41 protein-coding genes and 3 tRNA genes are annotated in these 24,640 nt (G+C 43.6%); 22 read left to right on the forward strand and 22 right to left on the reverse strand.

Annotated elements, in window-relative coordinates; all coding sequences use genetic code 11:
* Positions 1-6: 6 nt before the first annotated feature.
* The 16 genes from NO989_RS04415 to NO989_RS04490 all read right to left on the reverse strand — a co-directional run bounded on the left by NO989_RS04415 (position 7) and on the right by NO989_RS04490 (position 9,434).
* Entirely contained in the window at positions 7-531 is a 525-nt protein-coding gene (locus NO989_RS04415; RefSeq protein WP_371342104.1) for a hypothetical protein, read from the reverse strand.
* Positions 528-812 (reverse strand): hypothetical protein, encoded by a 285-nt coding sequence (locus tag NO989_RS04420; protein WP_371342105.1) that lies wholly within the window; start codon positions 810-812, stop codon positions 528-530. Before NO989_RS04420 ends, NO989_RS04415 begins: the two co-directional genes overlap by 4 nt.
* Positions 812-1,972: a hypothetical protein gene (locus NO989_RS04425; protein ID WP_371342106.1), complete on the reverse strand. Its 1,161-nt coding sequence runs from the start codon at positions 1,970-1,972 to the stop codon at positions 812-814. The genes NO989_RS04420 and NO989_RS04425 overlap by 1 nt, the downstream gene beginning before the upstream one ends.
* Positions 1,973-1,993: 21 nt before the next feature.
* On the reverse strand, positions 1,994-2,386 hold the full coding sequence (locus tag NO989_RS04430; protein WP_371342107.1) for a VRR-NUC domain-containing protein: 393 nt from the start codon (positions 2,384-2,386) through the stop codon (positions 1,994-1,996).
* A gap of 91 nt (positions 2,387-2,477) precedes the next feature.
* Positions 2,478-2,771 (reverse strand): hypothetical protein, encoded by a 294-nt coding sequence (locus NO989_RS04435; RefSeq protein WP_371342108.1) that lies wholly within the window; start codon positions 2,769-2,771, stop codon positions 2,478-2,480.
* Between the two features lie 51 nt (positions 2,772-2,822).
* On the reverse strand, positions 2,823-4,046 hold the full coding sequence (locus NO989_RS04440; protein WP_371342109.1) for a tyrosine-type recombinase/integrase: 1,224 nt from the start codon (positions 4,044-4,046) through the stop codon (positions 2,823-2,825).
* Positions 4,043-4,546 carry a GIY-YIG nuclease family protein gene (locus NO989_RS04445; RefSeq protein ID WP_371342110.1) on the reverse strand — a complete coding sequence of 168 codons (504 nt, stop codon included), beginning with the start codon at positions 4,544-4,546 and terminating at the stop codon, positions 4,043-4,045. The genes NO989_RS04440 and NO989_RS04445 overlap by 4 nt, the downstream gene beginning before the upstream one ends.
* Entirely contained in the window at positions 4,546-4,920 is a 375-nt protein-coding gene (locus NO989_RS04450) for a hypothetical protein (protein ID WP_371342111.1), read from the reverse strand. Before NO989_RS04450 ends, NO989_RS04445 begins: the two co-directional genes overlap by 1 nt.
* 92 nt (positions 4,921-5,012) lie before the next feature.
* A complete protein-coding gene (locus NO989_RS04455; RefSeq protein ID WP_371342112.1) occupies positions 5,013-5,189 on the reverse strand; it encodes a hypothetical protein in 177 nt (58 codons plus the stop codon).
* Positions 5,186-5,722, reverse strand: coding sequence for a phage N-6-adenine-methyltransferase (locus NO989_RS04460; RefSeq protein WP_371342113.1), 537 nt, complete (start codon positions 5,720-5,722; stop codon positions 5,186-5,188). Before NO989_RS04460 ends, NO989_RS04455 begins: the two co-directional genes overlap by 4 nt.
* A gap of 6 nt (positions 5,723-5,728) precedes the next feature.
* A complete protein-coding gene (dnaB, locus tag NO989_RS04465; RefSeq protein WP_371342114.1) occupies positions 5,729-7,135 on the reverse strand; it encodes a replicative DNA helicase in 1,407 nt (468 codons plus the stop codon).
* Entirely contained in the window at positions 7,132-8,004 is an 873-nt protein-coding gene (locus tag NO989_RS04470; RefSeq protein WP_371342115.1) for a hypothetical protein, read from the reverse strand. Before NO989_RS04470 ends, dnaB begins: the two co-directional genes overlap by 4 nt.
* Complete coding sequence (locus NO989_RS04475; protein ID WP_371342116.1) at positions 7,997-8,182, reverse strand: hypothetical protein; 186 nt, start codon at positions 8,180-8,182, stop codon at positions 7,997-7,999. Before NO989_RS04475 ends, NO989_RS04470 begins: the two co-directional genes overlap by 8 nt.
* A gap of 571 nt (positions 8,183-8,753) precedes the next feature.
* Positions 8,754-8,951 (reverse strand): hypothetical protein, encoded by a 198-nt coding sequence (locus NO989_RS04480; protein ID WP_371342118.1) that lies wholly within the window; start codon positions 8,949-8,951, stop codon positions 8,754-8,756.
* 56 nt (positions 8,952-9,007) lie between these two features.
* Entirely contained in the window at positions 9,008-9,196 is a 189-nt protein-coding gene (locus tag NO989_RS04485) for a hypothetical protein (protein ID WP_015066972.1), read from the reverse strand.
* A gap of 16 nt (positions 9,197-9,212) precedes the next feature.
* Positions 9,213-9,434: a helix-turn-helix domain-containing protein gene (locus NO989_RS04490; RefSeq protein ID WP_371342119.1), complete on the reverse strand. Its 222-nt coding sequence runs from the start codon at positions 9,432-9,434 to the stop codon at positions 9,213-9,215.
* A gap of 84 nt (positions 9,435-9,518) precedes the next feature.
* Here NO989_RS04490 and NO989_RS04495 point away from each other — a divergent pair, with 84 nt between their 5' ends.
* From NO989_RS04495 to NO989_RS04600, 22 genes are all read left to right on the forward strand, one after another.
* Positions 9,519-9,926: a helix-turn-helix domain-containing protein gene (locus NO989_RS04495; RefSeq protein ID WP_371342120.1), complete on the forward strand. Its 408-nt coding sequence runs from the start codon at positions 9,519-9,521 to the stop codon at positions 9,924-9,926.
* Positions 9,927-10,724 carry a hypothetical protein gene (locus NO989_RS04500; RefSeq protein WP_371342121.1) on the forward strand — a complete coding sequence of 266 codons (798 nt, stop codon included), beginning with the start codon at positions 9,927-9,929 and terminating at the stop codon, positions 10,722-10,724.
* Positions 10,718-11,566 (forward strand): hypothetical protein, encoded by an 849-nt coding sequence (locus NO989_RS04505; protein ID WP_371342123.1) that lies wholly within the window; start codon positions 10,718-10,720, stop codon positions 11,564-11,566. The genes NO989_RS04500 and NO989_RS04505 overlap by 7 nt, the downstream gene beginning before the upstream one ends.
* Positions 11,567-11,603: 37 nt before the next feature.
* Positions 11,604-11,867, forward strand: a complete 264-nt coding sequence (locus tag NO989_RS04510) for a hypothetical protein (protein ID WP_371342124.1) — start codon at positions 11,604-11,606, stop codon at positions 11,865-11,867.
* A gap of 149 nt (positions 11,868-12,016) precedes the next feature.
* Entirely contained in the window at positions 12,017-12,301 is a 285-nt protein-coding gene (locus tag NO989_RS04515; RefSeq protein ID WP_371342125.1) for a hypothetical protein, read from the forward strand.
* Positions 12,298-12,501, forward strand: a complete 204-nt coding sequence (locus NO989_RS04520; protein ID WP_371342126.1) for a hypothetical protein — start codon at positions 12,298-12,300, stop codon at positions 12,499-12,501. The genes NO989_RS04515 and NO989_RS04520 overlap by 4 nt, the downstream gene beginning before the upstream one ends.
* Before the next feature lie 228 nt (positions 12,502-12,729).
* On the forward strand, positions 12,730-13,464 hold the full coding sequence (locus NO989_RS04525) for a hypothetical protein (protein ID WP_371342128.1): 735 nt from the start codon (positions 12,730-12,732) through the stop codon (positions 13,462-13,464).
* Positions 13,465-13,554: 90 nt separating this feature from the next.
* A complete protein-coding gene (locus NO989_RS04530; protein ID WP_371342129.1) occupies positions 13,555-13,818 on the forward strand; it encodes a hypothetical protein in 264 nt (87 codons plus the stop codon).
* Positions 13,815-13,964: a hypothetical protein gene (locus NO989_RS04535; protein WP_371342130.1), complete on the forward strand. Its 150-nt coding sequence runs from the start codon at positions 13,815-13,817 to the stop codon at positions 13,962-13,964. Before NO989_RS04530 ends, NO989_RS04535 begins: the two co-directional genes overlap by 4 nt.
* Entirely contained in the window at positions 13,964-14,431 is a 468-nt protein-coding gene (locus NO989_RS04540) for an HNH endonuclease signature motif containing protein (RefSeq protein ID WP_371342131.1), read from the forward strand. The genes NO989_RS04535 and NO989_RS04540 overlap by 1 nt, the downstream gene beginning before the upstream one ends.
* Entirely contained in the window at positions 14,431-15,039 is a 609-nt protein-coding gene (locus NO989_RS04545) for a single-stranded DNA-binding protein (protein WP_371342132.1), read from the forward strand. Before NO989_RS04540 ends, NO989_RS04545 begins: the two co-directional genes overlap by 1 nt.
* 36 nt (positions 15,040-15,075) lie before the next feature.
* Positions 15,076-15,315 carry a hypothetical protein gene (locus tag NO989_RS04550; protein WP_371342133.1) on the forward strand — a complete coding sequence of 80 codons (240 nt, stop codon included), beginning with the start codon at positions 15,076-15,078 and terminating at the stop codon, positions 15,313-15,315.
* On the forward strand, positions 15,315-16,136 hold the full coding sequence (locus NO989_RS04555) for an HNH endonuclease signature motif containing protein (protein WP_371342134.1): 822 nt from the start codon (positions 15,315-15,317) through the stop codon (positions 16,134-16,136). The genes NO989_RS04550 and NO989_RS04555 overlap by 1 nt, the downstream gene beginning before the upstream one ends.
* Positions 16,133-16,714 (forward strand): 3'-5' exonuclease, encoded by a 582-nt coding sequence (locus tag NO989_RS04560; protein ID WP_371342135.1) that lies wholly within the window; start codon positions 16,133-16,135, stop codon positions 16,712-16,714. The genes NO989_RS04555 and NO989_RS04560 overlap by 4 nt, the downstream gene beginning before the upstream one ends.
* Positions 16,715-16,898: 184 nt before the next feature.
* Positions 16,899-17,459 (forward strand): hypothetical protein, encoded by a 561-nt coding sequence (locus NO989_RS04565; RefSeq protein ID WP_371342136.1) that lies wholly within the window; start codon positions 16,899-16,901, stop codon positions 17,457-17,459.
* On the forward strand, positions 17,456-17,704 hold the full coding sequence (locus NO989_RS04570) for a hypothetical protein (RefSeq protein ID WP_371342137.1): 249 nt from the start codon (positions 17,456-17,458) through the stop codon (positions 17,702-17,704). Before NO989_RS04565 ends, NO989_RS04570 begins: the two co-directional genes overlap by 4 nt.
* A complete protein-coding gene (locus tag NO989_RS04575; RefSeq protein WP_371342138.1) occupies positions 17,701-18,201 on the forward strand; it encodes a hypothetical protein in 501 nt (166 codons plus the stop codon). Before NO989_RS04570 ends, NO989_RS04575 begins: the two co-directional genes overlap by 4 nt.
* Entirely contained in the window at positions 18,198-18,698 is a 501-nt protein-coding gene (locus NO989_RS04580; RefSeq protein ID WP_342340927.1) for a hypothetical protein, read from the forward strand. The genes NO989_RS04575 and NO989_RS04580 overlap by 4 nt, the downstream gene beginning before the upstream one ends.
* Positions 18,691-18,927, forward strand: a complete 237-nt coding sequence (locus tag NO989_RS04585) for a hypothetical protein (protein WP_342340926.1) — start codon at positions 18,691-18,693, stop codon at positions 18,925-18,927. Before NO989_RS04580 ends, NO989_RS04585 begins: the two co-directional genes overlap by 8 nt.
* The gene (locus NO989_RS04590; RefSeq protein ID WP_342340925.1) at positions 18,924-19,133 is read left to right on the forward strand and encodes a DUF4224 domain-containing protein; all 210 of its coding nucleotides are present in this window, start codon (positions 18,924-18,926) and stop codon (positions 19,131-19,133) included. Before NO989_RS04585 ends, NO989_RS04590 begins: the two co-directional genes overlap by 4 nt.
* The gene (locus NO989_RS04595; RefSeq protein ID WP_371342139.1) at positions 19,130-20,134 is read left to right on the forward strand and encodes a tyrosine-type recombinase/integrase; all 1,005 of its coding nucleotides are present in this window, start codon (positions 19,130-19,132) and stop codon (positions 20,132-20,134) included. Before NO989_RS04590 ends, NO989_RS04595 begins: the two co-directional genes overlap by 4 nt.
* Positions 20,131-20,787 (forward strand): hypothetical protein, encoded by a 657-nt coding sequence (locus tag NO989_RS04600; protein ID WP_371342140.1) that lies wholly within the window; start codon positions 20,131-20,133, stop codon positions 20,785-20,787. The genes NO989_RS04595 and NO989_RS04600 overlap by 4 nt, the downstream gene beginning before the upstream one ends.
* Before the next feature lie 66 nt (positions 20,788-20,853).
* Here NO989_RS04600 and NO989_RS04605 read toward each other — a convergent pair.
* The 6 genes from NO989_RS04605 to uvrY all read right to left on the reverse strand — a co-directional run bounded on the left by NO989_RS04605 (position 20,854) and on the right by uvrY (position 24,549).
* A tRNA-Leu gene (locus NO989_RS04605) sits at positions 20,854-20,940 on the reverse strand.
* 59 nt (positions 20,941-20,999) lie between these two features.
* A tRNA-Cys gene (locus tag NO989_RS04610) sits at positions 21,000-21,073 on the reverse strand.
* A gap of 41 nt (positions 21,074-21,114) precedes the next feature.
* Positions 21,115-21,190 (reverse strand) — tRNA-Gly (locus NO989_RS04615).
* 169 nt (positions 21,191-21,359) lie between these two features.
* Positions 21,360-21,932 carry a CDP-diacylglycerol--glycerol-3-phosphate 3-phosphatidyltransferase gene (gene pgsA / locus NO989_RS04620; protein WP_014949608.1) on the reverse strand — a complete coding sequence of 191 codons (573 nt, stop codon included), beginning with the start codon at positions 21,930-21,932 and terminating at the stop codon, positions 21,360-21,362.
* Positions 21,933-22,055: 123 nt separating this feature from the next.
* Positions 22,056-23,873 (reverse strand): excinuclease ABC subunit UvrC, encoded by a 1,818-nt coding sequence (gene uvrC / locus NO989_RS04625; protein WP_039227661.1) that lies wholly within the window; start codon positions 23,871-23,873, stop codon positions 22,056-22,058.
* A gap of 31 nt (positions 23,874-23,904) precedes the next feature.
* A complete protein-coding gene (gene uvrY / locus NO989_RS04630; RefSeq protein ID WP_014949610.1) occupies positions 23,905-24,549 on the reverse strand; it encodes a UvrY/SirA/GacA family response regulator transcription factor in 645 nt (214 codons plus the stop codon).
* Positions 24,550-24,640 lie beyond the last annotated feature (91 nt).

The raw sequence follows: 24,640 nt of genomic DNA on the forward strand, positions 1-24,640 counted from the left end.
CCTTTTTCACGCGGCCAGCGCTTGAATAAGTAAGCTATCAACTGACTTATATAGGTCTTGCAATGTGCCGTTATTATCAATTCGGAAAGTAATAAGGTTGGCGCTTACTCCGTTCTCTGATGAATGGGCGGCAACCTCATTAATATTTGTGCGTGAAACTTCAATAACAACGCCTCCAGCGGCTAAAACTGCCTCGGCTTCATTATCAAAGCGGCAATCACTAATCACTATACAATCATGCTGCTCCATTTCCTTTTGCGCTCGCAATATCCACAAATCTGAATTGATAGTATTGCGCCCCCACTCCGTTCCGAGCGTTTGCAATGCTACTCGAGGCGAAATACCAAAGCGTGGGTCTACCACTTCTTTCAAATCACCATATAAATGTGCATTATCCCAACCGAACATACTGCGGCATGCGTCCTTCATTGGCTTGCTAAACCAATAGTGGTGAAATCCATGGGCTACTGCTAAATGCTCAGCAACCGTATCTTTACCGCTTCTTGCTTTACCTGTTAAACCTATGATCATTGCTTGCGCCCTTTAAAAACGTGTTTCACCATGTATGGGTGAGTTTTGATTGATGCAACTATGGCCGCGGGGCCTGATAGCATGAAAGCGATACCTTCTACTGTGAACATATCGCCAGCACTTAAACCGCCTATTATTGAAAATACAAAAAACTGGCTGGCACCGATGAATAAACTTCCTACAGCTGCACCGGCACAGTTTGCATCCCTAACCATCTGGCTTTGGATGCCCAGTAGGAAAACTACGGCGAATTGACTTATGAATATAATTAGAGCGCTCATTAGTCGTTCGCCCTTACTGTTTCTTCAATACGTTTTGGTGAGTATCCTATCTTCTTATCAAAGATAATACCTTGAATACCTCGCGCTGCTCCGTATGCGCCACCATGAGCATAAGCGTCTTTTGGTGGGATAATGCCAACGGTTTCAACTTTGCAACCAGGGTGTTCTTTAAATTGGGTCCATGAATTGTGGTGAACGTGGCCTGTTATCCAGTGGCGGTACGTGGTTTTACCCCAAAGCTTGAACTGATCGTCTGCCATTTTGCCCGGCAAACTTGATAGCCTGCATGTATGGCCGTGGGCGAAACCAAGTAAAACTTTTCCGCGCTTTACGTACTGAAACGGGCTATCACCTTTTTGCACAGTTATGCGTGGGTTATCGCGATACAGCTGCCAAACGTAAGAACCGATAGCGCGACCCAAAATATCATCGTGGTTACCTGGTACGTTGATAAATTCCACTTTCTTATATTTACGTAAACAAGCATCAATAAACATGCGGATAACAACAAAGCCAGCATCCAGCCATTTACCGTGGCGCCCATCAAGATCAAGCTTGTGTTTGCTGCGGCTAGTTTCACCTTGGATGTTATCAGCATGGAAGAAATCTCCGGTATTCACCAAAATACATTCTTCAGTATCTGGTAGGTTCGATAAAAGGCGCTTGAATACTTTCCTGTATACGCGGTCTGCGATTTTAATATCCCAGTCCTCGCCTACTTCTTTACTCCATGTCATTAGGCCGATGTGCGGATCACCAATCGGTATCACTGTGAACTGGTCAGTGGATGCAACCTTGTTTCTGAATGGGATAACCGGCAATGGCTTAATATCAGAAATCATGGTATCGAGCATTGCGGTTGCTGCGTCCATTTGCTCACGAACGTCTACACGAGTCTTAACCCATTCAAGCACTTTGCCGGTGCTACTATCATTAGCGCTTTTATGCCTAACTAATGTTGAGTAGCCAGCAACGGGGTGGTTCTCGGGGTTGTTATAATCTCTATCGTTATCTGGATCGTAACCCGTTTCTTTTAATGCTTTTATGCGCCTTAATACAACGCTGTGCGTCATGTTATAAGCTTCAGCTATCTCCATTGGCTTTTTACCTGCTCGTAGTTCCTCGCGCAGTTCTTCGTGTGTAATCTTAATTGCTGCCATTATTTCACCTTAGCGCACGGCCTATGCCGCTATGTAGTTTTCAATTACCTGCTTTGCTTCTTGATACCCATAGCAAACGTGAGCGTCATAACCAGCAAGTTTCATTCGTGCAATCCAAGCTTTTTGTAGAGCAGTAACGCTCGCTTTCTTCCTGTCTGGTTGTTTCATTTCAATCCACAAACCAGATTTCCCGTTAATTGGTAGAGCAAAGTGCAAATCACTAACGCCAGCTTTAACACCTTGCATTTTTAAGCGGCCTGCCTCTCTCTTATTTCTGGTACCGCCATTGGGTATGGCATACAAGTAATCAATTACCTTGGCACCGCTTTCAATATTTTCACCATCTGGTAAGCGTCTTAATTTAGCCCACTGCACCAAGCTTTTTTGGTGGTCATCTTCTATATGCTTAGCCATTATTCCAGCTACCTCTATATTGAGGAGGATTCACAGTCTCGATCTCGCGTTCAAGTATGGCAATGTTTTCACAGGCCAACTGGACGTACTGCTAGATATAAATCTCTACCCAATCATGATCTAAAACTATTCGTTGCCGACCACTTGGGTTTATCTCGCTTAACAGTGAAGGGTTTTCAGGAGAAACAACCGCAGTCCTCACTTCTTTACCAGCTTCACGCGCCTTTCTTTCAAACCATTTAGCTGATTCAGGCCGGTGAAAGACAACTAGGTCATTTGGTTGAACTCGCTCTAACATCGATGTTGTTCTGCCTGTCTGACGCATGTCATCACGGGCTCTTTTTATTAAATTTCTTACTAATCCGCCGAAGCCATACTTATCCATTCAACACCCCTTTTTACTGTTTTGTGTATTCCATGTGGAAAAAGCCAACAATCACGCTAACCAATTGTTAAACTGTAAAATTACCGCGTTTTCATTTTGGGTCGTTACCACCTCAGAAGGCGTATTTTCTACCTTGAATAGCCAGTTGTGATACTTCTCTAAAGCGGCCTTTTTTACCTTTGATGAGTCAGCTTGTATGTAAACTAAATCAAGCCCTTTAGGCTTATGATTGAGTAATTGTTCTGCCACCCAGTAATCAACACCTATCTCAGCCCAAACACTCAGAGCCATTTTTCTGAGGTCGTGAGCGCTAAACTGCCCCTTAGAAGCGGTGCGTATCATTTGATCTGCTGAACTGGCCGACATAGGACTATTCCTTCCAAACAGATAAGCGCCGTGAGATTTCCCTCTAAACTCGCTAAGCAGTTGTAATGACTTATCAGTGAGTGGGAGAACGTGAGTAACACCAGTCTTGGTTATCGAGTCGGGGATGATTATTCTGCGCCCTTCTAAGTCTACGTGTTTCCACATCAACTGGCGGGTCTCACCAATTCTAGTAGCGAACATCAGCATGATGAGCATTAACATTCTGGGTTTTGTTGGCTGCTCCATGATTATGTCTTTGATGCGCTGAGCATCTTGCACCTGAAGCTTGCCAAACTTGGGTAGTATTCGTTTTTGAATGTGATCGCTGAACTTCATGCTGGCCATAGGGTTTACGGTGATAAGCCCTAACTCAGAAGCACTGGCAAATACACGTTTCAAAATTGCAAAGTATTGACGAATGGTAGAAGGTTTTAGGCCTTCTCCTTGCAGTGGCAGTAATAGCATCTGATCGATAACCACTTTCTTTACGTTAGCCAGCAAAAGCCCATCAAGTCTTGGGAGTAAATGCGTTCTTATTGCGCTTTTTACGTTCTTTTTTCTGTCTGCACTTTTCGCGGCTTCTTTTTCCACCCGCTCTAAATACCAGTTCAGCAAATCATTTACCGTACTAAACTCGCTAACCTGTAATTCTTCGCCTGCACCGAGGCGCCTTAAAACATCGGGAACCATGGCGATTGCGTTTTTAGCACTGAGAACGGGCCAGTAACCAATTCTGTGCCTATATATTTTCCCTTGCTCGTATAGGCGAAGGTTCCATGTAGCTTTCGTTCTTGATTTGTGAAATCTGAGCTCGATTTGATAGCGCGGATCTGAAATAGCATGTATTTCTGGGTTTTTAGCGTGCTTTTTAACTACAGCATCATTTATATTATCTTTAACGTACTTCATGCTTTACCTGCCATGCCGATAATTCTCTTTGCCGACAAGGGTGATGTTACTTTCCCAGTAGGCGAACGCCCATTCAGAGGGGGTAAGTAAGCTTGTATATAAATAGACTCCAACAAGTCTAATTCTTCTGCGCTGCACTCAATAAATGAATAAGAGTCAAATTGGTAAACCCCAAAATGATGACCGATACGCGATGTGATATTTATTGACTGGCCGATATATACAACTTTTTTATCAAGGATAAGAAAGTAAATACCGATAACTGGCTTGTACTTTGAAGCGGTTTCAACAATATCTTCTATATCAAGAAAACCAGTGCCGAGAATGCTTTTTCCTGCAGTAATAACTACTTCGTTTTTTAGGGCTTTACCTTCCTCTTGAAACTCTTTCAATTGGCTAGCAATTAACTTTTGCTTACGTTCTTTTCTTGCTTGATTTAGGTCTGATAAGACAGCTTTACGCTTCTCTCGTGACACTAAATTTAGTGTGTTAACTTTCATCAAGCCCCCATAGCATTTAAATAAAGATCGTGATTAGTGGTTAGCCTGTAGCGCTTGCGGTCAGCCCAGTCTTTGATGGCGTTCAAATAGCGGTGCATTTGCTTGGTGTTAAAGTTTCCCGTTACCGTTAATGACGTTGGGGGGACCATTAAGCGAATCTTCACTTCTTTGCTAAGCGGTCGTATTGCAAAATCATAAAGGCTTCGAAACTCTGCATCTGATTCACGCGCAATCGGAACGCCAAACACCAACTTGCAATAAGCGTTCATATACTTTGCGCTTTTGCCTGTCTGGGCGCTTAGTTCGTTATACCAATGATGCTGCAATGCTTTCATAGCATCTAGGCGTGAAGGGGCGCTTTCACGCACCTTCACATCAACCATTTTACCTTAACGGAACCATTCACAGGCTGCTTGATTCACTGATTCAAGCTGCTGAACGTTTGACACTGTTACGCTTTGCCATCTCACGCTTCAAGTTCCTTCCAAATCTGGTTAAAGCGGTCTTGATCATTCAATTCTAGGGCGATGAATTCCTTTTTCCTTTCAATGGCACGAAGAGTCTCACCTCTACGCTTTACTTTGGGGTGAACGATTTCTCTTGCTAATTTGCTTTCACGGTTTTCTCTTTGAATGCGGTTCATGCTGCCACCTCTAACTTATTAATCTGCCCTTTAGTAATTAGCGCTTCACGCGTAACAAACGACACATGCCCGGCACTTACGCGGTGTGGGTCAAATACGAATATCACTGAGCCTTTGTTATTACCCTTTTGCGGTACGCCGTTCTTTAGGAACGCTAAGCGCCCATCGGTGATAAAGCGGGTTTCACTGGCGTATTGCTGAGCAAGGCTGAACCATTTAACTGAGGGGTCGCACATAACGAGCATTACTGTCATTCGCCCGTTTAGTTGCGCTTCAATCGCCTTTTCCACCCAGGGCTTAATGTTGCTGTATGGTGGGTTGCACCAAAGAGCACCCATTTCAATTAACCCGGCTCCCGGTATGCGAGACTTAGCATCTTCAGCCCAGTTCATAGAAAGCGCATCGTCATCGATAGTCCAATAATCTGGACACTTCGCCGTTTCATACTCGGCGCACACATCGAACCCAAAGCAAAACTCTTTATCTAGCGCGTTGAACACCTCTGGTGGTGTAGCCCATAAATCGTTTGACATAATCCCTTACCCCTCGAACTTATCTGAAAACTTTTTAACTTTGGGCACATCACCCACAATCTGGCGGTTAGCCAGTGGTTTGAACTCACTGTACTCACCACGGAAAACAGAACCCACCATCCCGATTTCACCCATACGGCATTTGCCTATGATGATTTCGGCTAGGCCTTTGTCTTGGCTGTTCTCGTTGTAAACCTCATCGCGATAGATAAAAATTATCTTGTCTGCGTCTTGCTCGATCTGCCCAGACTCACGTAGATCTGAGTTGATTGGACGCTTGTTATTGCGGGTTTCTAGTGAGCGAGAAAGCTGGCTCAACACAAGGAACGGGCAATCGAACTCTTTAGCCAACGCTTTAATGCCGCGGCTAATTTCACTGATTTCGTTAACTCGGTTGTCTGTTTTGCTATGGCCGCGAATAAGTTGAAGGTAATCAGCCATTATCAACGTGGGCTTCCCATGCTTTTTTTGGTACTGGCGCAACTCTAAGCGCATGCGCGGTATAGTCATGTAAGCATCATCAATTACTGATAGGTGCGTTTCCTTCAGCTGCGCCATTACATTAGAAACTCTCGCCCAGTGTTCATCAGTCATACCCGCCTCTTGATCGCCAGGGCGCTGAATTGACGAAATAGGCACTTGCCCAATGGAAGATAGAAGCTTGTAGATAAGCTGTTGGCGTGGCATTTCCATGCTGAACACAATTGGCTTGCCGCCGTTTACTGCTTCACTGGCTACCATGTTCATTGCTAGTGTGGTTTTACCCATCGATGGCCGTGCCGCTAAAACAATCATGTCAGCTGGTTCTAAACCGTTTATCTTCTTATCTAGATCTTTAAGGCCCGTAGATATTCCAGCTATTTCGCTGCCTGAATTAATGCGCGCTTCTAACTCATCAATGGCTGAACCAATAGCAGCTTCAATCGAGTAATCTGATTCATTGGTGCAAAGCTTTTCGGATACATCACCCAAACGCTTTTCAGCGTTGCCAAGTATCTCGATTACATCAGACCCGTCTGAGTTGTAGCACTGCTCTTGAATGTCATGAGTTGCAGCAATTGCCTGACGCTGTAGCGAGCGGTTGCGAACTGTATTTGCATAGGTCATTAGGTTCGCTGTTGAAGGAACATTGCGCACCAGTTCGTAAACGTAAGTGTCACCACCAACGTCTTCTAACCAATGCTTGTGCATCAGGAAATCAGGCAAAGTGATTAAGTCTACTGCGCGGCCAGAACCAATCATTTCAGTGATAGCACGGTAAATTAGGCCATGCGCACGGCTGTAGAAATCCCCATCGTTTAAAATTGGCGCTACGGCATCAAACAACTCGTTATTACTTAAGATGGCACCTAGTACGCCTTGCTCAGCTGTCGGGCTGTGCGGCGGGATTCGAAGTGTTTCAGAATTACTCACGCTTGTTCCCTCCACTGCTTGTTTGAAAGGAATTTTGCAGGCCACATTTTTTCGTGATTGAAGTAATCAGATGTTTGGTTAGTGCCTTGCTTGCTGGCAATGTCTTGGTGCGCTTCTAGTGCAAAGGCGCACATTTGGTTAACTTCGGCTTTGAATGCTTCAACGCCAACGCGGTTGATGTAGCTGTCAGTGAAAAGCTTTGCGAAGTTGTTGGTGTAAGTCTTCTCCTTCGGAGCTTTGTTTTTAAGACCTACAAGGTCTTTGCATTCTGCCCATTTCTTCCAGAAGTAGTTGAATGCGTTTTTACGAAGTTCAGAGTGCACAGGCGGGGTCACAGACCCTGCATATTCTTTATTATTGTTAAGATCATTATTGTTTTCTTGGTCACTTGATTGGTCGCACGATTGGTCACTACCACCATTCAAGCCCTTTATTTCTGCGGTGTGTGGTTGGTCACTTGGTTGGTCACTTGATTGGTCGAATTTTTGCCATTTTTTCCAGTTAAGGAATGTAACTCTTTGACCAACGCTACGCTGACCGCGCTTTATAGTTTCACGTCTAATAATGCCAAGTTGTTCAAAGCTGGCAAGAACGCGCTTAACCTTTGAGTCATTAATGCCTTGCTCAACAAAATGCTGGCGCTTTGTGAACAATTGACCCGGGTGAAGGAACACAGGAACGCCGTCAACTTCAATCTTACGGCTCTTGTGCTGGGCATCTAATAGCATATCCAAGAATATACCTCGGGCTATTAAATCGGTATAGAAAGGCTGTTTCTTAATATCGCGCCATAGGCTTATATAGCCGTTCTTGCTGGGCATTACTCGCTGCCCCTCATGTAATTGATAGACATTGGCTTGGTTACCCATTAGCTTTCGCCTCCGCTGCCAAGATGTTTATTGTTGCATCCAGCTCAGCTATGAGGCGTTCACAATCAGCAGCTGTAAGACGTAACACCTTACCCAACTGATTGGTTCGCAAGAACACTTGGCAACCCTGGGCGGCAATGGTGTAATTGGGGTTGTTAAACTTGGTTAATTCACTCATAATTACCTCGAACTTTATGGTTCAAACCCCGCTAATTGCTTTCGTCGGCATGCGGGGTTTTTTATTGCCTGTAACAATCACATTTTGATTTGTGAGTGTTATTGGTAACCCGTTCGTGGGTTAGTCGAAAGCGCCGACCGCATGTGTGCAATCCGCATAACGCTTTGATGAATGACTGACCGATATCACACTGACCAAGTTCATTACCCGTCAGGGCGCTTCTTGCGTTACATCCCTAGCAGTCATTCTCAAAACGCCTTGTCTCTCCAAGTGTCACCCTTTTCTCGCCACCAGTTCAGGTCACTGGCCCATGTCAGGGGCAAGACCGAACCCCGTTTGGCTTACTGCATCGTTTGTCTGATTGTCCTAACCTTATTGGACTGAGGTTCGAACGGTACAATCAGGACGTTTAAAGCGCTGCAGCTGACGCTATGAAATTAAAAAAACGGCTACTAACTTCGTAGCCAAAAGTCTCGGGAAATTAAGCAGCCCTTCTCATTGGCTCATGATCAGGCTTTGGGGTTGTTTTACGGTTTGGGAAAGTGATTACTTTGCTCATGCTGCTTGCTCCTTACTTATTAGGGACTTTTGAGTCCCTCAAAATCTTACTCATAGCCATTGATGATGGGGAAATGTCGGTTAATACAGATCCAAGACCTTCAAGCATTGCTCGTTGAGCTGCTTCCTCAAGACTTACGCCAAGCTCATCTGCATGTTTTTGTAGTAGTTCTAACTCTTCGTTACTGAGCTCTATTTTTTCTTCGGTCATTATTGAGGGCCTTAAAAAGTCTTAGATGAACCCTCCTTGGGTTCTTCGTTAATGTTTTAAGCTGCTGTACGCTCTTTGCTTCCAAACGAAACAGACTCTTTTAGGCCACGCATGAAAATGTCACGAACAATTACCGCTTTTTGTCCGCCAGTGTTTTTTACCAGCGCTTCAAGCAAGTCGTTAACGTCATCATCCAATCGAACTTTGACTTCGTTCTTTTTGATTTTTCTTGGGTCTGCGTACATAGCCTTTATCTCCGTATTAACTGGCTTTCTTGTATTCTTCAGGTGGGTAAATGTCAGGGCGCAACTCATATCGAGGAACACCAGTCGCTTTTTCTATTGCAATTACATGCTCAGCAGGTGCGCGTTTATCTCGGTTGAGCCACGCCCAAACATGCGCTTGCGATTTACCTACCGCCTTACCTAGTGCGGTTTGGCTACCTATAATTTCAACGGCCTTTTTAAGGCTTTCATGTTCCATTGCAATTCCAATAATAGCTTTTGTTTTAGACTAGCATAGCTTTTTGTGTTTGCAAACTAAAACTTTTGTTGTGATATTTCACTTATGAAAACACTTGCTCAAAGATTTACTTTTTCTAGGGAAAAAGCAGGGTTGACTCAAGCGCAGTTGGCCGAAAAAGCGAACGTGTCTCAGAATACAATTTCAAAAATTGAAAATGGGGTCACTCGAAAACCAAAAGACATTAATCGGTTTGCTAAGATACTGAGGGTGTCGGCTGACTTTTTGGAAACAGGTGAAGAAGTACAAGATGAGGTTAAAGCGACAGCAGGATTAAGCTATAGCGCGGCCGAGTTGGTATCACTTATTCAAGAGCTTGATAAGCAGCAATCAATTCCAGACCCTGTTTACAAATCGCTTCGCGTTATTATTGAGTCAGGGTTTTCACCAAAAACAGTAGCGGCACCAAATGAAGCTATGCAAAAAGGGTTAGACAGTCAGATAAGGGATTAGATGAAAGAGATTCAGGTTTTATCTTCGGATTGCTATTTAGGGAAGTTAGCGGATGTTGATGATGGCATTTCTTCTTTTACACACATTGCCAAAGTGCGCTATGAAGGAAAGCAACTGCGTTTTCACGTAAAGTTGTTCTCTGATTACAAGCAACTCAATAACGAAATAACGGCTTACATACTGGCTCGGTTGGACGGACAACCTGTTCCAGAGCACGCTTGCATCATAAAGATCAACAAAGATGACATCGTCAGCGCGTTTCCTAATATTGAAGCGAAGGGTGATGCGTATGCGTGGGCAACCAATACAATAAGTGGCAAAACACCAAACACGTATTTCAAAGAAGGCACGAAAGAAATTGAGTTGGCGCTTAAGTCATTAGCTAAGATTGACGGCATTGCTAGCCTCATCGCTTTTGATAACCTGATAGCGAATCAAGATAGAAACACTGGCAATATTATCCTGTCGGGCGACTTGGCTAAATTCTGGATATTCGATCATGACCAATCACCGTTTAAGCCAGACTGGACACATCAAGACCTAGACCCTAATAGTGATACTTTCTGCAAGCTAACCGCAGCGATTTACCCTAATGGCCTACCCGTTTCAATCAGGTCTTTGGTTGTTGACGCAGCCAAAGCGCACGGCGCAAATTTGGCTAACATGTTAGACCATACATTAACCTGGTGGCAGCATTTACTTACGCCAGATGAAGTAAAAGCCCTTGGTGATTTTTATAAAAATCGTGCATTATGTAGTGAAAGTCGGCTACTTAAGAAAATGAACTTACTATGCTAGCGCTCGATGAACTAATTAAAAGTGAAACTGAAAAGCCGCTCGTGTCGGGTCGGTTTTTTCAAATTCAAGCTACACCCGATATCGTTACACAAGAGCGATTTAACATCGGCGTGGCCTTAGACGTTGACGGCCAATTGTATTGCAAGATGATGGATAACTTTGAGCGCATTCGCTGCTTATATGGTGAAAGCTACATCAACACCTTTAAGCTATTCGTAGAAGCTGCGGAGTTGAGTGTGCAAGATAATGCCTTCGCCGCATCAAAGCATCTTCACTTTTCAGAGCGCAGTACATTTAAAGGTGAAAGTGTCGAAGAAATCTTAAATTACCTTTTTGAAGATACTGTTCCGCTCAATCGGCCTACACAAAAACAGATGGTAGAAAAGAAGGAAGCTGGTACGCGGCTTAAGCAGCTCATTGATTACTTGCGCGACTTTGCTAAAACGAATTACTCAGGCAATGCGTCAGAGTTTTTCCCTGACTACAGTGATGTTCTTGTAAAGCATGGCAATTACACCGTGCCGATTAACATTCCCGTTCGGTCTGACAGAAAGCTAGGAACTGTTATTCTCGCTAACCAGAGGTCGGCACAGTCTGTTGAAACAAACCTTAACCGAGGCGCAACGAATATTCACATTGCAAAAAATACCGACAAGCATAATAAAGAGTGCGGTGTTATAGTGCTTTCATCCAATTTCGAAGAAGCGCCTGATATTGCCATCCAATCAAAGCTGGATCGCTTCTATCTTGATATGGACAGTAGTGATATATCAATTATATCCCATACCGAGAAAGAAGCACTGGCTGAATATACGCTTGACTGGGCCACTGGATATAATTAATTTGACAGATTGAACCAATAAGGGACTGTACATATGTATGGGTAACTTTGAGTCGAAGTTAAACAATATTGATAAAACACTATCTGAATTGAAGTTAGATTCAAAAGACAACAACACGCTATTAGGAAAGTTAGAGAAAAAGCTGCTATTTGCATCAGCGTTTCTCGCAGGCGGCGTTTTAGTCGGTGGATTTTTAGTAAGTAATTTCATAGATGGGAAATTCAACACGGTTATTCAAAAAATTGAAGCAGCGGAAAGCAAAAAGACAGAAACGCCACCAAAACCCAAAAAACCTGAATAATCAGGTTCACACCACCTAACATCCCAAGACCGCCCACCGAGGCGGTTTTTTGCTTCAAATAAATATAGCTTTTGTTGTTGACAGCATCGCTTATGTTGTCTAACCTAAAACAAGTGTTGTTATTCAGTTGCAAACAGAGGATAAAAAACATGACCTCAACATTTAACGACTTAATGAAATTTCAGAAGTCTCAAATAGTTTATGAAATGACTGAAAAAGTGATGGAAGGGAAGTTATTCACTTGGTCAGCCCAAACAGGCGAAGCAAAGCCGCAAACTGTTACGGTATGCCTAGACGAGCAATCAGACGTGCCTGTAACCCTGCCCTCAGAAGTAACAAGCGCTTTAAATAATGCGCTAAATACTTTCAACCGCGCCCCTGATAACTACGAACTGGCCGACTTCTTACCTTACGAAAAGGAGTTTGCAGCGTGAGCAATTCAAATTCGCAAGAGTTCCCATTACACCTCACTGAAATGGAACTTAAAAACCTTAACCGCATGTTCAACATCATCGGTGAAGAAGCGCTTAAAGCTAACTACTTCACCAAAAGCGATATTGAAGATGTTTATTCAATTCTTGAAAAAGTTCGCACAGCCATTTTCGAAGCTGAACTTGATGAGGCCGTAGCATGATTACTTTTTTTTGTCTTTTAGTTTGGCTTGTTGTGGGTTTTGGTTTTGCGTTCTTCGTTGGCGCTTTCATCCGAGCAGGCCAAGGCGATAGCGACGAATGATAACTGCAACTTTAACCACTCTTTTCATTGGCTACTGCTACGCATGCTTTTGTGTTGTGAAGTCGGTGAATGGTATTGATTGGAAGTAAACCACGCCCTGATGGGTAACTTAGTAAAGGAAAAAACCATGAAAGATGAAACTCAATTTTCACCAAAGCAAGATGCAGAAGCGGTATCAGTTTCAGATATGTTTAACAACATACTTAACGAAAAGATTAAAGACGGCGCTGTTGAGAAAGCTATAGAGGTAAAGGTAGACGAATTTATCAAACGTGTTGCTGATGACGTTTTTTCTAGCTGGGGCGATTTGTCAAAGCTAATGAAGGAAAAAATGACTGAAGCAATTATGCCAACCGCTGAATCATTAGGTGATATCCCTAAATATCATGATTTTGTCAGTAAACGCCTTAAGTTGGCAGCTCAGAGCTTTTATGACGACAAGCTAGTTGAAGTGCTCGATAGCGAATTGAAAGAAATTATGTCGGAAGTTCCCGATGTAATTAATTTGAGTTGGCTTGTAGAAAAAATAGTTGATGTCGCTAGGGAAGATGAGTCAGAGGGTAAAATAAGCCTTCATATAAACAAGTCCTACAGCAGCTACTGGATAGCGATAGATAAGGAAAGTGATAAATCAGAATATCAATGCGATTTCAGAATTGGCCTTAGAGAAGACAGCAAAACAGGCAAGTTGACAATATTCTCATTAAAAGTTGATGGAGAAGACTGCCGTAAATCAATCGCTCTTGGTCCTTTCTACAGATTTGAAAAAATCCTATACAACGCTTATGTGACCAATGCTGAGTTTGCACTGGATAAGGGCCAGTTTGCAGATGACTATGAAACAGAGTGGTATTACGACTAATTAAACCACGCCCCTAATTAAAGGGGCGCCAACCACTGGCTACTGAGTTTTGGACGGACATAGCAGCCAACAGCATGAGGATAATAACCCATGGAAATAAGACCGGCAACAAATCAACCAGGCATGTTCTACCTGATTTGGAATGATTCAGGTGTAGAGGGTGGCCCACGATTTACCAAGATTGAAACTGTTGATGGTAAGCCATCACAGGACGCAATCTTAATGAACGGAATGCAGCACGTAGAAACGCTTCATATTCAAGCTGATGCTGTTACCTCATTCTTTAACGCTGCTATCGATGCTGGCGTTCCTGTTCACGCTGAATTGATTACAAAAGAAGGAGTAGCAGCATGATCGTATTCAAGAAGCGTAACCACGCACAATCTTTTTGCAATTCAGCAAACCAATTTCCTTGGTTCAACTTAATGGTGCAAGCAGTACCGGGCGGCTGGACTCTTACCCGCGCATCAGGCGTGAACAACTCAGTAAAGGCTCAATAATGGCAAGCATTAATGAGGTGGCGAAATCTTACATAGAGAAAAAGATAAAGGTTGATGAGAACGGATGCTGGATTCCAAGTAACAAACCTAGACCCAACGGATACGTTAGGGCTTCTTTTTTGGGGTCTAGTTGGTATATGCATCGCCTTTCATTTAATGCGTTTAATGGTGAATTGGATTCTAGCAAAGATGTTTGTCATCGGTGTGATGTTAGAAATTGTTGCAACCCTGAACACCTTTTTCAAGGCACTAGAAAGGTAAATATGCAGGACGCTGCAAAAAAAGGAAGACAAGCAAGAGGTTTTAAATTGCCTCAAACCGTCATGACGGAAAAAGACAAAGAGTGCGCACTTTATTTAATAAAGAAAGGCTGTCAATACAAAGATATTACTGTGCTTTTTAAAGTTACCAATACAACGATAGGCCGCTTAGCCCTATCAAATGGAATAAAAAGGAGATCTGCATAATGGCCTCAAGAGGCGTGAACAAAGTCATTTTATTAGGGCATATTTGCCAAGACCCAGAAGTAAGGTATATGCCTAACGGAAACGCAGTGGCTAATTTTAGTCTAGCCACCAGCGAGAACTGGAAAGATCAACAGGGGCAACCGCAAGAGAGAACTGAGTTCCACCGCTTAACTATGTATCGCCGCTTAGCGGAAATTGCTGGCGAGTACTTGAAGAAAGGTTCTCAGATTTATGTAGAGGGCAAACTCCAAACCCGTAAATGGCAAGACCAGCAAGGCCAAGACCAATACACCACCGAGATTATTGTTGATCAGATGCAAATGCTTGGTGGGCGTCAAGGGGGTGCGCAGAACGGGAACGGCTTTCAGTCAATGGGCAATAACGGAAGCGGAACGGCTGGGAATAATGCTAGACAGCCTAGCGGATCACGCGGGGCCAACAGTGGAAACCAACCGAATAACAGACGTGGTAACCAGGGTGCGGCCCAGAATGGGATGAATCAAGGCGGCAAGCCACCACCAATGGCAGAGCCTGACTTTGATTTTGATGATGATATACCTTTTGCCCGGTTATTTATGCAGCACCGCGCAATGCACTTAGCTTGTTAATTGAATAAGCCCCTTCGGGGGCTAAGGATAAAAACCATGAAAAACAAATTATCAGATTTAAACAACCATCTTTTTGCACAACTTGAACGCCTTGGTGATGAAGACATTAAAGGCGATGAGTTGAAAGACGAAATTGAGCGCGGCAAATCTATGGCTAGCGTTGCAAAAGAAATTGTTAGCAATGCAAAGTTGGCGCTTGATGTTGCTGTTAAGTATGACGAAATGAGCCAGAACGCAAAGCAGCATGTTGATGGCATGCTACTGGAGAACAAATAATGTTTTCTTACTCAGCAGAGCACATTGCTTTTCTTCGTGAGAATTATCCGCGAATGACAAGGCCTGAACTTACTAAAGCTTTTAACCAGGCATTTGGTTTGAACAAGACTGAGGGAGCCATTAAAAGCACGATAAAGGTTCACAAAATTAAAAGCGGGCGCACTTCTGGTAAGCGCCCGGCATCGAGCGAAATCAAATCCAAGCTTTTTAACAAAGAGCAAGTGAAGTTCATTTCTGAAAGCTACAAAGAAATGAGCCGTAAAGAGTTGCTATCGGCGCTTAACGAGAAGTTCGGTCTTTCTATAACGCTTAACCAGTTAGTGGCTTTTGTTAAAAACCACAAAATAAACTCTGGTCGAAACGGCTACTTTGTTAAAGGACAGAAAAGCTGGAATACAGGCACGAAAGGTGTTTTGAAAGCAAATTCTGGCTCTTTCAAAAAGGGAGATAAGCCAGCCAATTACCACCCTGTTGGACACGAAAGGGTTGATTCAAAGGACGGTTACATTCTTGTGAAAGTGGCTGACAAAAACCCTTGGAAATCTAGCAAGTCAGGATGGTACCGACACAAGCACGTAGTTATTTGGGAGCAGCACAACGGCCCCGTCCCTGATGGCATGTGCGTTAGATTCAAAGATAACGATAGGCTCAACTTCGATATTAATAATTTGTTCTTGGTCAGTCGCGGGGAACACATAAGGCTAAACCAGATGGGTTACAGCGAACAACCGGAAGAGTTGAAGCCAATTGTTATCAACATCGCAAAGCTAGACCAGGCAAGCTTCGACAAAATTAAGCAACTTAAGGAACAAGCAGCATGAACAACATTATGTTAGACCTAGAAACAATGGGCAAAGGCTCAAACGCTGCTATCGTGTCAATCGGTGCGGTATTCTTCAACCCTCTTACTGGTGAGTTAGGTGAGCAATTCTACGAGCGCATTTGGCTAGAGAGCGCGGCCAAGTATGGCGAACTGGATGCAAGCACGGTTGTATGGTGGCTAGGTCAAAGCGATGAAGCACGCGCTGAGATTAATCACGATCAGAGCCTTTCTTTGCCAAATGCACTTTCAGCATTTAGCGAATTTATAGAAAAAAATGTACCGCTGTTTTCCGCAACAAGAGTATGGGGCAACGGGTGCACATTCGACAACGTAATTATTGCCAACGCATATAAGCAGCTGAAGCTTCAAAAGCCTTGGTCTTACGCTGGCGATATGGATGTACGAACCATTGTTGAGTTAGGCCGTAAGCTTCTTAATTTCGACCCTAAGAAAGACATGCCGTTTAAAGGTGAAAAGCATAACGCCCTAGCCGATGCCATTCACCAGGCTAAGTATGTTTCTGCTATTTATCAGAAGTTGGCTGAAGCTACTCATCGAGAGGTAGAAGCAGCATGAAGCGCCAGATATTCGTTAACGGTAAGCCCCACTACGCCACCGCACAGCTAGTGGGTAAAGTTCAAAGCATGGTTTAGCATAATTACACAACCATGCAGATAGCAGCGCAAATCAGCAGAACGCGAGGTTTTACCCAAAAGTTGGTTATGTCGATTAAAGATGAAGCACAAATGGGGAGAGTGGCGTGAGTGAATTACAAGACATGCTTCGCGTACAAGCGAGGCTCCACAGAAAGCAAGGTGCTAATGCCTTGGGTGATTTGTTCCAATCTGCCGCTCTGGAAATTGAGATATTAACGGAACGCCTAGAAAACCCGCAAGGATTGCAGGAATTGATTTGCGTTGAGCAAATGAAAGAAATTTCTTTGCCTGAAATACATCGAGCAAATCAAAAGCTTCACGAACAACTAGCAAAGGCTAATGAGCGTGTGAGGGAGTTGGAGAAAGAGCTTAAAGAGAGCGAAGATGACCTAGATGCTGCGGAACAGCAATTATCAAGCTACGAAAATGCACTAGAAGAAGTTCAAGCTGTTTTTGTTGATAGCGATGCCTGCCCACTTTTTGAACCGTTCAATCCAAGAAACTTATCTGCTTGGCTAAACAAATTCGCCATAGAGAAGAAGATTGAGGCGCTTGAAAGTTGCATTGATGATAACGCTATGGATAACAATGAAATAGATGCGCTTATTATTTATGTTGATGATGTTAAGGCTGATATCGAACAACTACGCAAGGAGCAAGAGTGATGAAATTTGACGAACAAACGAAAGTCCAATGCTTTTATAACGTAAACTTTAATTTGGGCGCACCTACTGGTCAGTATAAGTTTGCTTGGGGATTTGGGTGGTTTCATCTTCACGGGAATGCTACACCTTTTGTGGATCAGTTAATTGAAAAGTTGGAGTACAGCAAAGATGAAATGTTTAACATAAACCTCACATCGCTAACACCATTCCCTGATTCTGTTTTTGAGCAAGGAGAAAGCCAGTGAGTAAGCGCAAAGCAAACACCCCAATCAAGCGCAAGCAAATGATTGCTAGAACTGCGCTTAAAAACCTTTGCATTGCCATGGTATTAGGTGAAGCAAAGTATTGCGCGGTAATGAATTACAAATCGTGTAATGAAGTTAAGGTTTCTCAACAAGTCGCTGAACTTATCGCTGGCCTTCCGTGGAAATGGTATTTCGAGTGCTCAGTAGTATGCCGTGACCAACAAGGCAAAGAGTACATCGTTAGCGAAACGGTTCATTGTGAGTCAGCTTATCGCCAGTCTGACCCAAGACTTAACGAATTTCTAAACACGCACCACAAAGCGTTTTTAGCAAAGCAAAATCACTTACACGTTATCACCCTAGCATGGGTAGCCGTTCCTGCTATCGGTGACAAAGTAGATTTAGAAATTGAAACACTAGATAAGATTTACACCAAGCTAGGTGCATTTGAATACTTGTCTACGTGGGAAAATAACCAGTTGGAGGATGCGGCGTGATTGATTGGGAATTAGCGCCAGAGGGTGCAGTTGAGCTAAAAATGCTAACCGATGGCGGGTGTGCAAGATGGTTCAACAAAGACGGTAATTACTTCAGTGGTAGCGCTTGGTTAAATCCAATGCTCGAATACAAAACCATTGCCACACGCACACAACAAAAAACCGTTGCTGATGCTTATGATTGGGCAAATGGTGAGTGGGAAGAGGGCGAGAAGTGGACGCATGTTGTAGATGACGATGAAGGTCAATTAACAAAATGCAGAAAACACTTAAAGCTATGCAATGGTAGCGATTGGGTTTACGTGTGTGAAAAGGGTGAATATTTCGTGCCGAGCAAAATGGGTTATTGTGGCGTAAAACCCATCAAGCCAAAGCTAACCAAGGCGCAAGCGTGGGATAAGCTAAAAGGCTTGCCAGATAATGAGTGGGACGTTCACAGCCATATCATGAGCATCGAAGAAAAATACGACATAGTAGAGGTGCCAGCCAATGACTAACCAACAAATACTAGCGAATGGGCCTGAGGGCTGGACTCATGTTGCAATTGTTGAAGAACACGCTCACTACTGCAAGCTTTCAGATGGAATTATGCGCGATAAGTTTGTTGGCGTAAAAGATATGTGGACTCAGTTTCAGGGGTTTGAAGACGTATCACAGTTTCGCTCTCGCGAAGACATTGAGCGCATCGTTTATCTTGAAAGTGTATTGAAGGGGGAAGCGGCGTGAACGACTTTCTTTCAGATCAAGAAATTGAAGAACTTACCGGCGCTAAACAAGTGAGTAAGCAAAAAGAGATTTTGACAAAGAATCGAATATACTTTGTTGAGCGCACAGATGGAAAAATCAAAGTGTGCTGGCACCACGTTCACAACCCAATGGTTGAAATGCAATCAGAAACAGATTCACTAATTAACTGGAAAGCAGCGTCATGACCAAAAGGAAAAGCCGTAAAGACGCATGGATGCCGCCGCGTGTTTACAGAGGTAAGTCAGCTTATGAGTATCACCCTAAAATGGGTGGTGCTATTAGGCTTTGCAAACTCGATGCAAAGAACTGGGAGGTATTAAAAGCCCACGAAGATGCAGTTCAAGCGCTGGAAGCCAAAGAGAACCTTTCAGGTTTGGTGAGTGACTTTTTTGAAAGCGCTGATTTCTCTGATTTATCGAAAACTACGCAAGCTGATTACCGAAAGTATAGCCGTAAGGTTTTATCGGTATTTGGCAAAGTTCACCCCGACAACTTAGAACCTCGCCACGTTCGCGCGTACATGGATAAACGCGGAGCGAAGTCTAAGACACAAGCCAACCGTGAAAAGGCTTTTCTTTCTCGTTGCTACCGCTGGGCTTACGAACGCGGCCTAGTGAAACAGAACCCCTGCAAAGGCGTTAAACAGTTTAAAGAAACTGCTAGAGATAGATACGTTGAAGACTGGGAATACAAAGCTGTATTTGAAAACGCCCCACCCCATGTGCAAGCAGCAATGGAAATTAGTTATTTGTGCGCTGCACGTAAAGGTGATGTTCTCTCAATTACGTGGGATCAGATACGTGATGAAGGTATTTTCATTCAGCAAGGCAAGACTAACGTAAAGCAAATTAAGGAATGGACCCCTCGCCTTAGAAAAGCTATTGAGTTAGCCAAATCGCTGAGAACGGGAAATATCATTAGCCGCTGGGTTATCTGCCAGTCTAACGGAAAGTGCTACACAGGACGAGGTTTCGATCAAGGTTGGATTGATGCGCGTGAAGCAGCTAGAGCAAAAACCAACATGGCGTTGGATTTCACGTTCCATGATTTGAAAGCGAAGTCTATCAGTGACTATGAAGGCAGCACGAAAGAGAAACAGATCTTCTCTGGCCACAAAACTGAGCGCCAAGTTAATACTTACGATAGAAAAGTGAAGGTTGTTCCTACAATAGGATCTAAAAAATGAGAAGAGTCACTGGAAAGCACCTTAGCAATCAAATCCAGTACGTTGGCAAAAAATTCAACTACCTAACAGTTTTGGAGTACATTGGACACAACCATAACAAGCATGCCGTTTTTAAATTTGAATGTGACTGTGGGAAATGCATACAGACTACTATTGGCGATGTAAGGAATGGCTCCCCTTCAAGCTGTGGCTGCAGGTCAGGTAAATACTTAAACAAAGATAGAAAGCTTTATCTTGTTTGGTATCAGATGATCAAGAGATGCACTAAAAAAAGCAATAAGGACTTTGTTTATTATGGCGGGAGAGGTGTTTCAGTGTGCTCAGAATGGCACAACTTTGATACTTTTAGTCAGTGGGCTATTGAGTCTGGATACAAACAAGGTTTAACAATAGATCGCATCAAAAATAGCGGAAACTACACTCCCAATAATTGCCGATGGGTAACTATGGATATTCAGGCCGCCAACAAAAGGTATAGCAATAGGGGCAAAACGATTGTTGTTGATGGTGTAGAAAAGACATACAAAGAGTGGGCTGAACTACTTGGTGGTAGTGCATCTCTTATCTATGACAGAGTACATAGACAAGGATGGGACCCAAGGGATGCTGTTACCAAAAAGCCCAAAAGTGTTAGGAAAGTTGTTAGGAAATAAGTAAACGATGAGTTTGTTGTGTTATTTCTTCTGCTGATAAAGCATTGTTTTTAAACGTATTTTGATTGGTGCCCGGGGCCGGACTTGAACCGGCACGCTGTTACCAGCGAGGGATTTTAAATCCCTTGTGTCTACCAATTTCACCACCCGGGCATCGGGTTGCTTTTCAGCAAAGGTGTCAGGCGTAGAACCTGATGCTGCGTTGCAGCGTTTGGAGGCGGAACCCGGAGTCGAACCGAGATAGACGGATTTGCAATCCGCTGCATAGCCATTCTGCCATTCCGCCAGATGCGCCTGGCGCGTGATTAAAACTCATCTCTAAGAGATTGGAGCGGGAAACGAGATTCGAACTCGCGACCCCGACCTTGGCAAGGTCGTGCTCTACCAACTGAGCTATTCCCGCATGTCTTAATCGACCATTTCGTTTGGTTGATGTACTCTCGAAATGTGGGGTGCATTCTACCTACCCATTCAAAACTGTCAACACAAAAAAGCGTTTAAATTGAGATAAATGCGGTTTTTTATGATCGTTTGCTATTTTTTTATTCACTTTGATTAATGTACGATCAATTTCACTTTACTGCGCCACTTCGAAGGTGTGGCCAGGCCGCTTTTGTATAAACAAACATTGACCAAATTGACAGCACTGCTGAGAAATATAAAAGAATATAACCTAAAGAAACCCAATAAATAGTTATGCCCATAAAGGTTTCTAATCCCGACAACAAGCCAATTAAGGCTAACATTTGCGCAGTGGTTTTTGCTTTACCTATAAAAGACACTTTAACCGCATCCCTTACACCATTCGAACCCATCCATTCACGTAACGCCGACACATAAATTTCACGAACCAATAGCGCAATAGATGGCAATGTGATCCACAGGTTTGCATAACTATGAGTAATCATAAGAAGAGCAGCGCCCACAATGAGCTTGTCTGCTACAGGATCTAAGAATGCACCAAAGGGTGTAGACTGCTGTAGTTTTCTTGCTAGATAGCCGTCAAACCAGTCCGTTATTGCCGCAAGCCAAAAAATAAATGCGCCTGCCTCGTGCGCCCAGCGCCAATCAAGAAAATAAACAACTACAAATACAGGAATAAGGATTACTCGGAATAAAGTAATACAGTTTGGAACAGTCCACATAAAAAGTACGTCTCGGTGTTATGCCTCTATGGGCGTTTTAGCGCGGTAGCGTATAAGCTCTGCATCTTTCATTTTTGTAACACATTACCTTAATTTGTAATGCATTGCTTGTTACTCATTCATTTATTGATGAAGGTGGTCGTAAATAGTTTCCGCCAGTTCGGGGCTTATACCAGGTACATTTGAAATTTCATCTTTGCTGGCTTTCTTAAGACCCTGCAAGCCCCCCATGAATTTAAGCAGTGTTTGTCTGCGTTTAGCACCAATACCAGGTATGCTTTCCAAACTCGATGTGGTTTTAACTTTCTGGCGTCGGTTGCGGTGCCCAGTAATGGCAAATCGGTGAGACTCATCGCGAATATGCTGAATAAGGTGAAGCCCTGGCGAATGGCTGTCCATCGGCAGAACCTGATGGCTACCTGCCAGTATTAGTGTTTCTAAGCCAGGCTTACGGGTGGTGCCTTTTGCCACGCCTAACAGCATAGGCTTTTTATCATGGGGCCAATCTTCAAAAAACGCTTCTGCTTGGGCAAGCTGTCCTTTACCACCATCTATTAATAGAAGGTCAGGTATTTTTTGCACTTCTTTCACTGACTTGTAGCGACGTTTTAACGCCTGTGCCATGGCCGCGTAGTCATCACCTGGGGTAATGCCTTCTATATTGTATCGGCGATAGTCACTCTTGTGCGGACCTTCACGATTAAATACCACGCACGAAGCCACCGTTTGCTGGCCAGACGTATGTGATATATCAAAACACTCCATGCGTTGAATAGGCGTATCAACTTCCAGTGCCGCTTCTAAGTCGAGATAGCGTGCAAACACAGACTTTTGCTGACTGTATTGAGCATCTAACGCAGTTTGCGCATTTGACTGCGCGAGCTGCAGGTACTTGCGCTTCTCTTCCCTCGCCCCTTTAAAGAACTGAACCTTGTGCCCCGCTTCACTAGCTAGTACATCTGCTATAGCGTCTTCATCAGTTAATGTATTGCTAAGTACTATCTGCTTGGGAATAACTTTGTTTCCCGCCAGATAGAACTGTAGGAAGAAAGATTCAAAAACTTCTTGTTCATCGGCAGTGTTGGGTACTTTGGGAAAATAGGCCTTGCTGCCTAACAACTGCCCTTCGCGAATAAACATTACCTGAATACACGCCATATTGCCTTTAAACGCAAATCCAAACACATCCATTTCGTCTTGAGTACCGGCAACCCACTGTCGTTCTTGAACTTTTCTTAGTGCATTAATCTGATCGCGGTAACGGGCAGCGGCTTCAAAGTTTAGTGCCTCGCTGGCTGCTTCCATCTTTTCCACCAGCCCACCAATGACCTGCTGGTTTTTACCTTTCAAGAACAAGCGTGCAAAATTGACCTGCTCTTTATATTCTTCATCGCTTACATAGCCTTCTACACACGGCGCACTGCAGCGCTGCATCTGATACTGAAGACAAGGTCTACTGCGTGCTCGGTAATAGCTATCTTCGCACTGACGTACGGGGAAAATTCGCTGCATTGAACGCAAGCTTTCTCGCACCGACCACGCACTGGGGTATGGGCCAAAGTATTCGCCCTTTTTCTTTTGAGGGCCGCGATGGAAAGAAAGCCTTGGATGTTCGTGGTCGGATAAGAAGATAAAGGGATAAGACTTGTCGTCACGCATGACCACGTTGTAACGCGGTTTGTATTTCTTGATGAAGTTGTTCTCAAGCAAGAACGCTTCGGTTTCGCTGTTTACAACCGTGACATCCATGTTCGCAATCTGACTAACTAGCGAACGCGTTTTGGCGTTATCAAGATTACTACGAAAATAGCTTGATACACGCTTTTTAAGGTTTTTGGCTTTTCCTACGTAAATAACCTCTTCCTGACTATTGTACATGCGGTACACGCCAGGTTGAGAGGTTAGATTCTTAAGAAATGCTGCTGAATCAAATGCAGACATAATCACTTTGACGTTGCGCGTCTAGTGACGCTTAAAAGGTGTTAGGATTGATAAGCTTATGACGATAGGCCAAGTGCGTTAGCTCTACATCAGAATTTACGCCTAACTTTTGAAACATTCGGTAACGGTAAGTATTAACCGTTTTTGAGTTAATACTGAGTTCTCGGGCTATATCAGGCACTTTGTGACCTTCGGTTAATCGCATTGCTATTGTAAGTTCTCTACTTGATAGCTCGTCAAACGGATTATCCGAACTAGGCAATAACTTACCGATGGCGATGCTATTGGCCACTTCTTGATCAACATACTTTTGTCCTGCCGCAACTTTATGGATAGCGCGTATTACTTCGTCTGGCTCTGCATCTTTTGTCAGAAAACCGTATGCGCCCGCATCCATAACTTGCATTGGAATAGGACTTTCTTTGTGCATTGAAACACAAATAACACGCGTATTTTCAGACATACGAACAATTTTCTTTGTCGCTTCCAGTCCGCCAATACCGGGCATATTCACGTCCATGAGTACCACATCTGGCGCGTTTTTTCGACACAAAAGTACTGCGTCTTCACCGTTCTTCGCTTCTGCGAGGATAGTAAAATCGTCTACGTCTTCCAGAATCCGGCGTATCCCTGTTCTGACCAAATCATGGTCATCTGCTAGGATTATTTTTATCACTCTAGTATCTCACTGACTTCAGTTTTACATACAACTGGAATAAAGGCTGATAATGCTCATTAATGAGAAGTATTACCAGCCTTTAACCTTA

Source organism: Alteromonas sp. DY56-G5 (assembly GCF_041414725.1).
Lineage (GTDB): Bacteria > Pseudomonadota > Gammaproteobacteria > Enterobacterales > Alteromonadaceae > Alteromonas > Alteromonas macleodii.

Coding starts and splice junctions, on each gene's coding strand:
- NO989_RS04415 (WP_371342104.1), bottom strand. CDS start 531: ATGATCATAGGTTTAACAGGTAAAGCAAGAAGCGGTAAAGATACGGTT.
- NO989_RS04420 (WP_371342105.1), bottom strand. CDS start 812: ATGAGCGCTCTAATTATATTCATAAGTCAATTCGCCGTAGTTTTCCTA.
- NO989_RS04425 (WP_371342106.1), bottom strand. CDS start 1,972: ATGGCAGCAATTAAGATTACACACGAAGAACTGCGCGAGGAACTACGA.
- NO989_RS04430 (WP_371342107.1), bottom strand. CDS start 2,386: ATGGCTAAGCATATAGAAGATGACCACCAAAAAAGCTTGGTGCAGTGG.
- NO989_RS04435 (WP_371342108.1), bottom strand. CDS start 2,771: ATGGATAAGTATGGCTTCGGCGGATTAGTAAGAAATTTAATAAAAAGA.
- NO989_RS04440 (WP_371342109.1), bottom strand. CDS start 4,046: ATGAAGTACGTTAAAGATAATATAAATGATGCTGTAGTTAAAAAGCAC.
- NO989_RS04445 (WP_371342110.1), bottom strand. CDS start 4,546: ATGAAAGTTAACACACTAAATTTAGTGTCACGAGAGAAGCGTAAAGCT.
- NO989_RS04455 (WP_371342112.1), bottom strand. CDS start 5,189: ATGAACCGCATTCAAAGAGAAAACCGTGAAAGCAAATTAGCAAGAGAA.
- NO989_RS04460 (WP_371342113.1), bottom strand. CDS start 5,722: ATGTCAAACGATTTATGGGCTACACCACCAGAGGTGTTCAACGCGCTA.
- NO989_RS04470 (WP_371342115.1), bottom strand. CDS start 8,004: ATGGGTAACCAAGCCAATGTCTATCAATTACATGAGGGGCAGCGAGTA.
- NO989_RS04475 (WP_371342116.1), bottom strand. CDS start 8,182: ATGAGTGAATTAACCAAGTTTAACAACCCCAATTACACCATTGCCGCC.
- NO989_RS04480 (WP_371342118.1), bottom strand. CDS start 8,951: ATGACCGAAGAAAAAATAGAGCTCAGTAACGAAGAGTTAGAACTACTA.
- NO989_RS04485 (WP_015066972.1), bottom strand. CDS start 9,196: ATGTACGCAGACCCAAGAAAAATCAAAAAGAACGAAGTCAAAGTTCGA.
- NO989_RS04490 (WP_371342119.1), bottom strand. CDS start 9,434: ATGGAACATGAAAGCCTTAAAAAGGCCGTTGAAATTATAGGTAGCCAA.
- NO989_RS04495 (WP_371342120.1), top strand. CDS start 9,519: ATGAAAACACTTGCTCAAAGATTTACTTTTTCTAGGGAAAAAGCAGGG.
- NO989_RS04500 (WP_371342121.1), top strand. CDS start 9,927: ATGAAAGAGATTCAGGTTTTATCTTCGGATTGCTATTTAGGGAAGTTA.
- NO989_RS04505 (WP_371342123.1), top strand. CDS start 10,718: ATGCTAGCGCTCGATGAACTAATTAAAAGTGAAACTGAAAAGCCGCTC.
- NO989_RS04510 (WP_371342124.1), top strand. CDS start 11,604: ATGGGTAACTTTGAGTCGAAGTTAAACAATATTGATAAAACACTATCT.
- NO989_RS04515 (WP_371342125.1), top strand. CDS start 12,017: ATGACCTCAACATTTAACGACTTAATGAAATTTCAGAAGTCTCAAATA.
- NO989_RS04525 (WP_371342128.1), top strand. CDS start 12,730: ATGAAAGATGAAACTCAATTTTCACCAAAGCAAGATGCAGAAGCGGTA.
- NO989_RS04530 (WP_371342129.1), top strand. CDS start 13,555: ATGGAAATAAGACCGGCAACAAATCAACCAGGCATGTTCTACCTGATT.
- NO989_RS04535 (WP_371342130.1), top strand. CDS start 13,815: ATGATCGTATTCAAGAAGCGTAACCACGCACAATCTTTTTGCAATTCA.
- NO989_RS04540 (WP_371342131.1), top strand. CDS start 13,964: ATGGCAAGCATTAATGAGGTGGCGAAATCTTACATAGAGAAAAAGATA.
- NO989_RS04545 (WP_371342132.1), top strand. CDS start 14,431: ATGGCCTCAAGAGGCGTGAACAAAGTCATTTTATTAGGGCATATTTGC.
- NO989_RS04550 (WP_371342133.1), top strand. CDS start 15,076: ATGAAAAACAAATTATCAGATTTAAACAACCATCTTTTTGCACAACTT.
- NO989_RS04555 (WP_371342134.1), top strand. CDS start 15,315: ATGTTTTCTTACTCAGCAGAGCACATTGCTTTTCTTCGTGAGAATTAT.
- NO989_RS04560 (WP_371342135.1), top strand. CDS start 16,133: ATGAACAACATTATGTTAGACCTAGAAACAATGGGCAAAGGCTCAAAC.
- NO989_RS04585 (WP_342340926.1), top strand. CDS start 18,691: ATGACTAACCAACAAATACTAGCGAATGGGCCTGAGGGCTGGACTCAT.
- NO989_RS04595 (WP_371342139.1), top strand. CDS start 19,130: ATGACCAAAAGGAAAAGCCGTAAAGACGCATGGATGCCGCCGCGTGTT.
- NO989_RS04600 (WP_371342140.1), top strand. CDS start 20,131: ATGAGAAGAGTCACTGGAAAGCACCTTAGCAATCAAATCCAGTACGTT.
- pgsA (WP_014949608.1), bottom strand. CDS start 21,932: ATGTGGACTGTTCCAAACTGTATTACTTTATTCCGAGTAATCCTTATT.
- uvrC (WP_039227661.1), bottom strand. CDS start 23,873: ATGTCTGCATTTGATTCAGCAGCATTTCTTAAGAATCTAACCTCTCAA.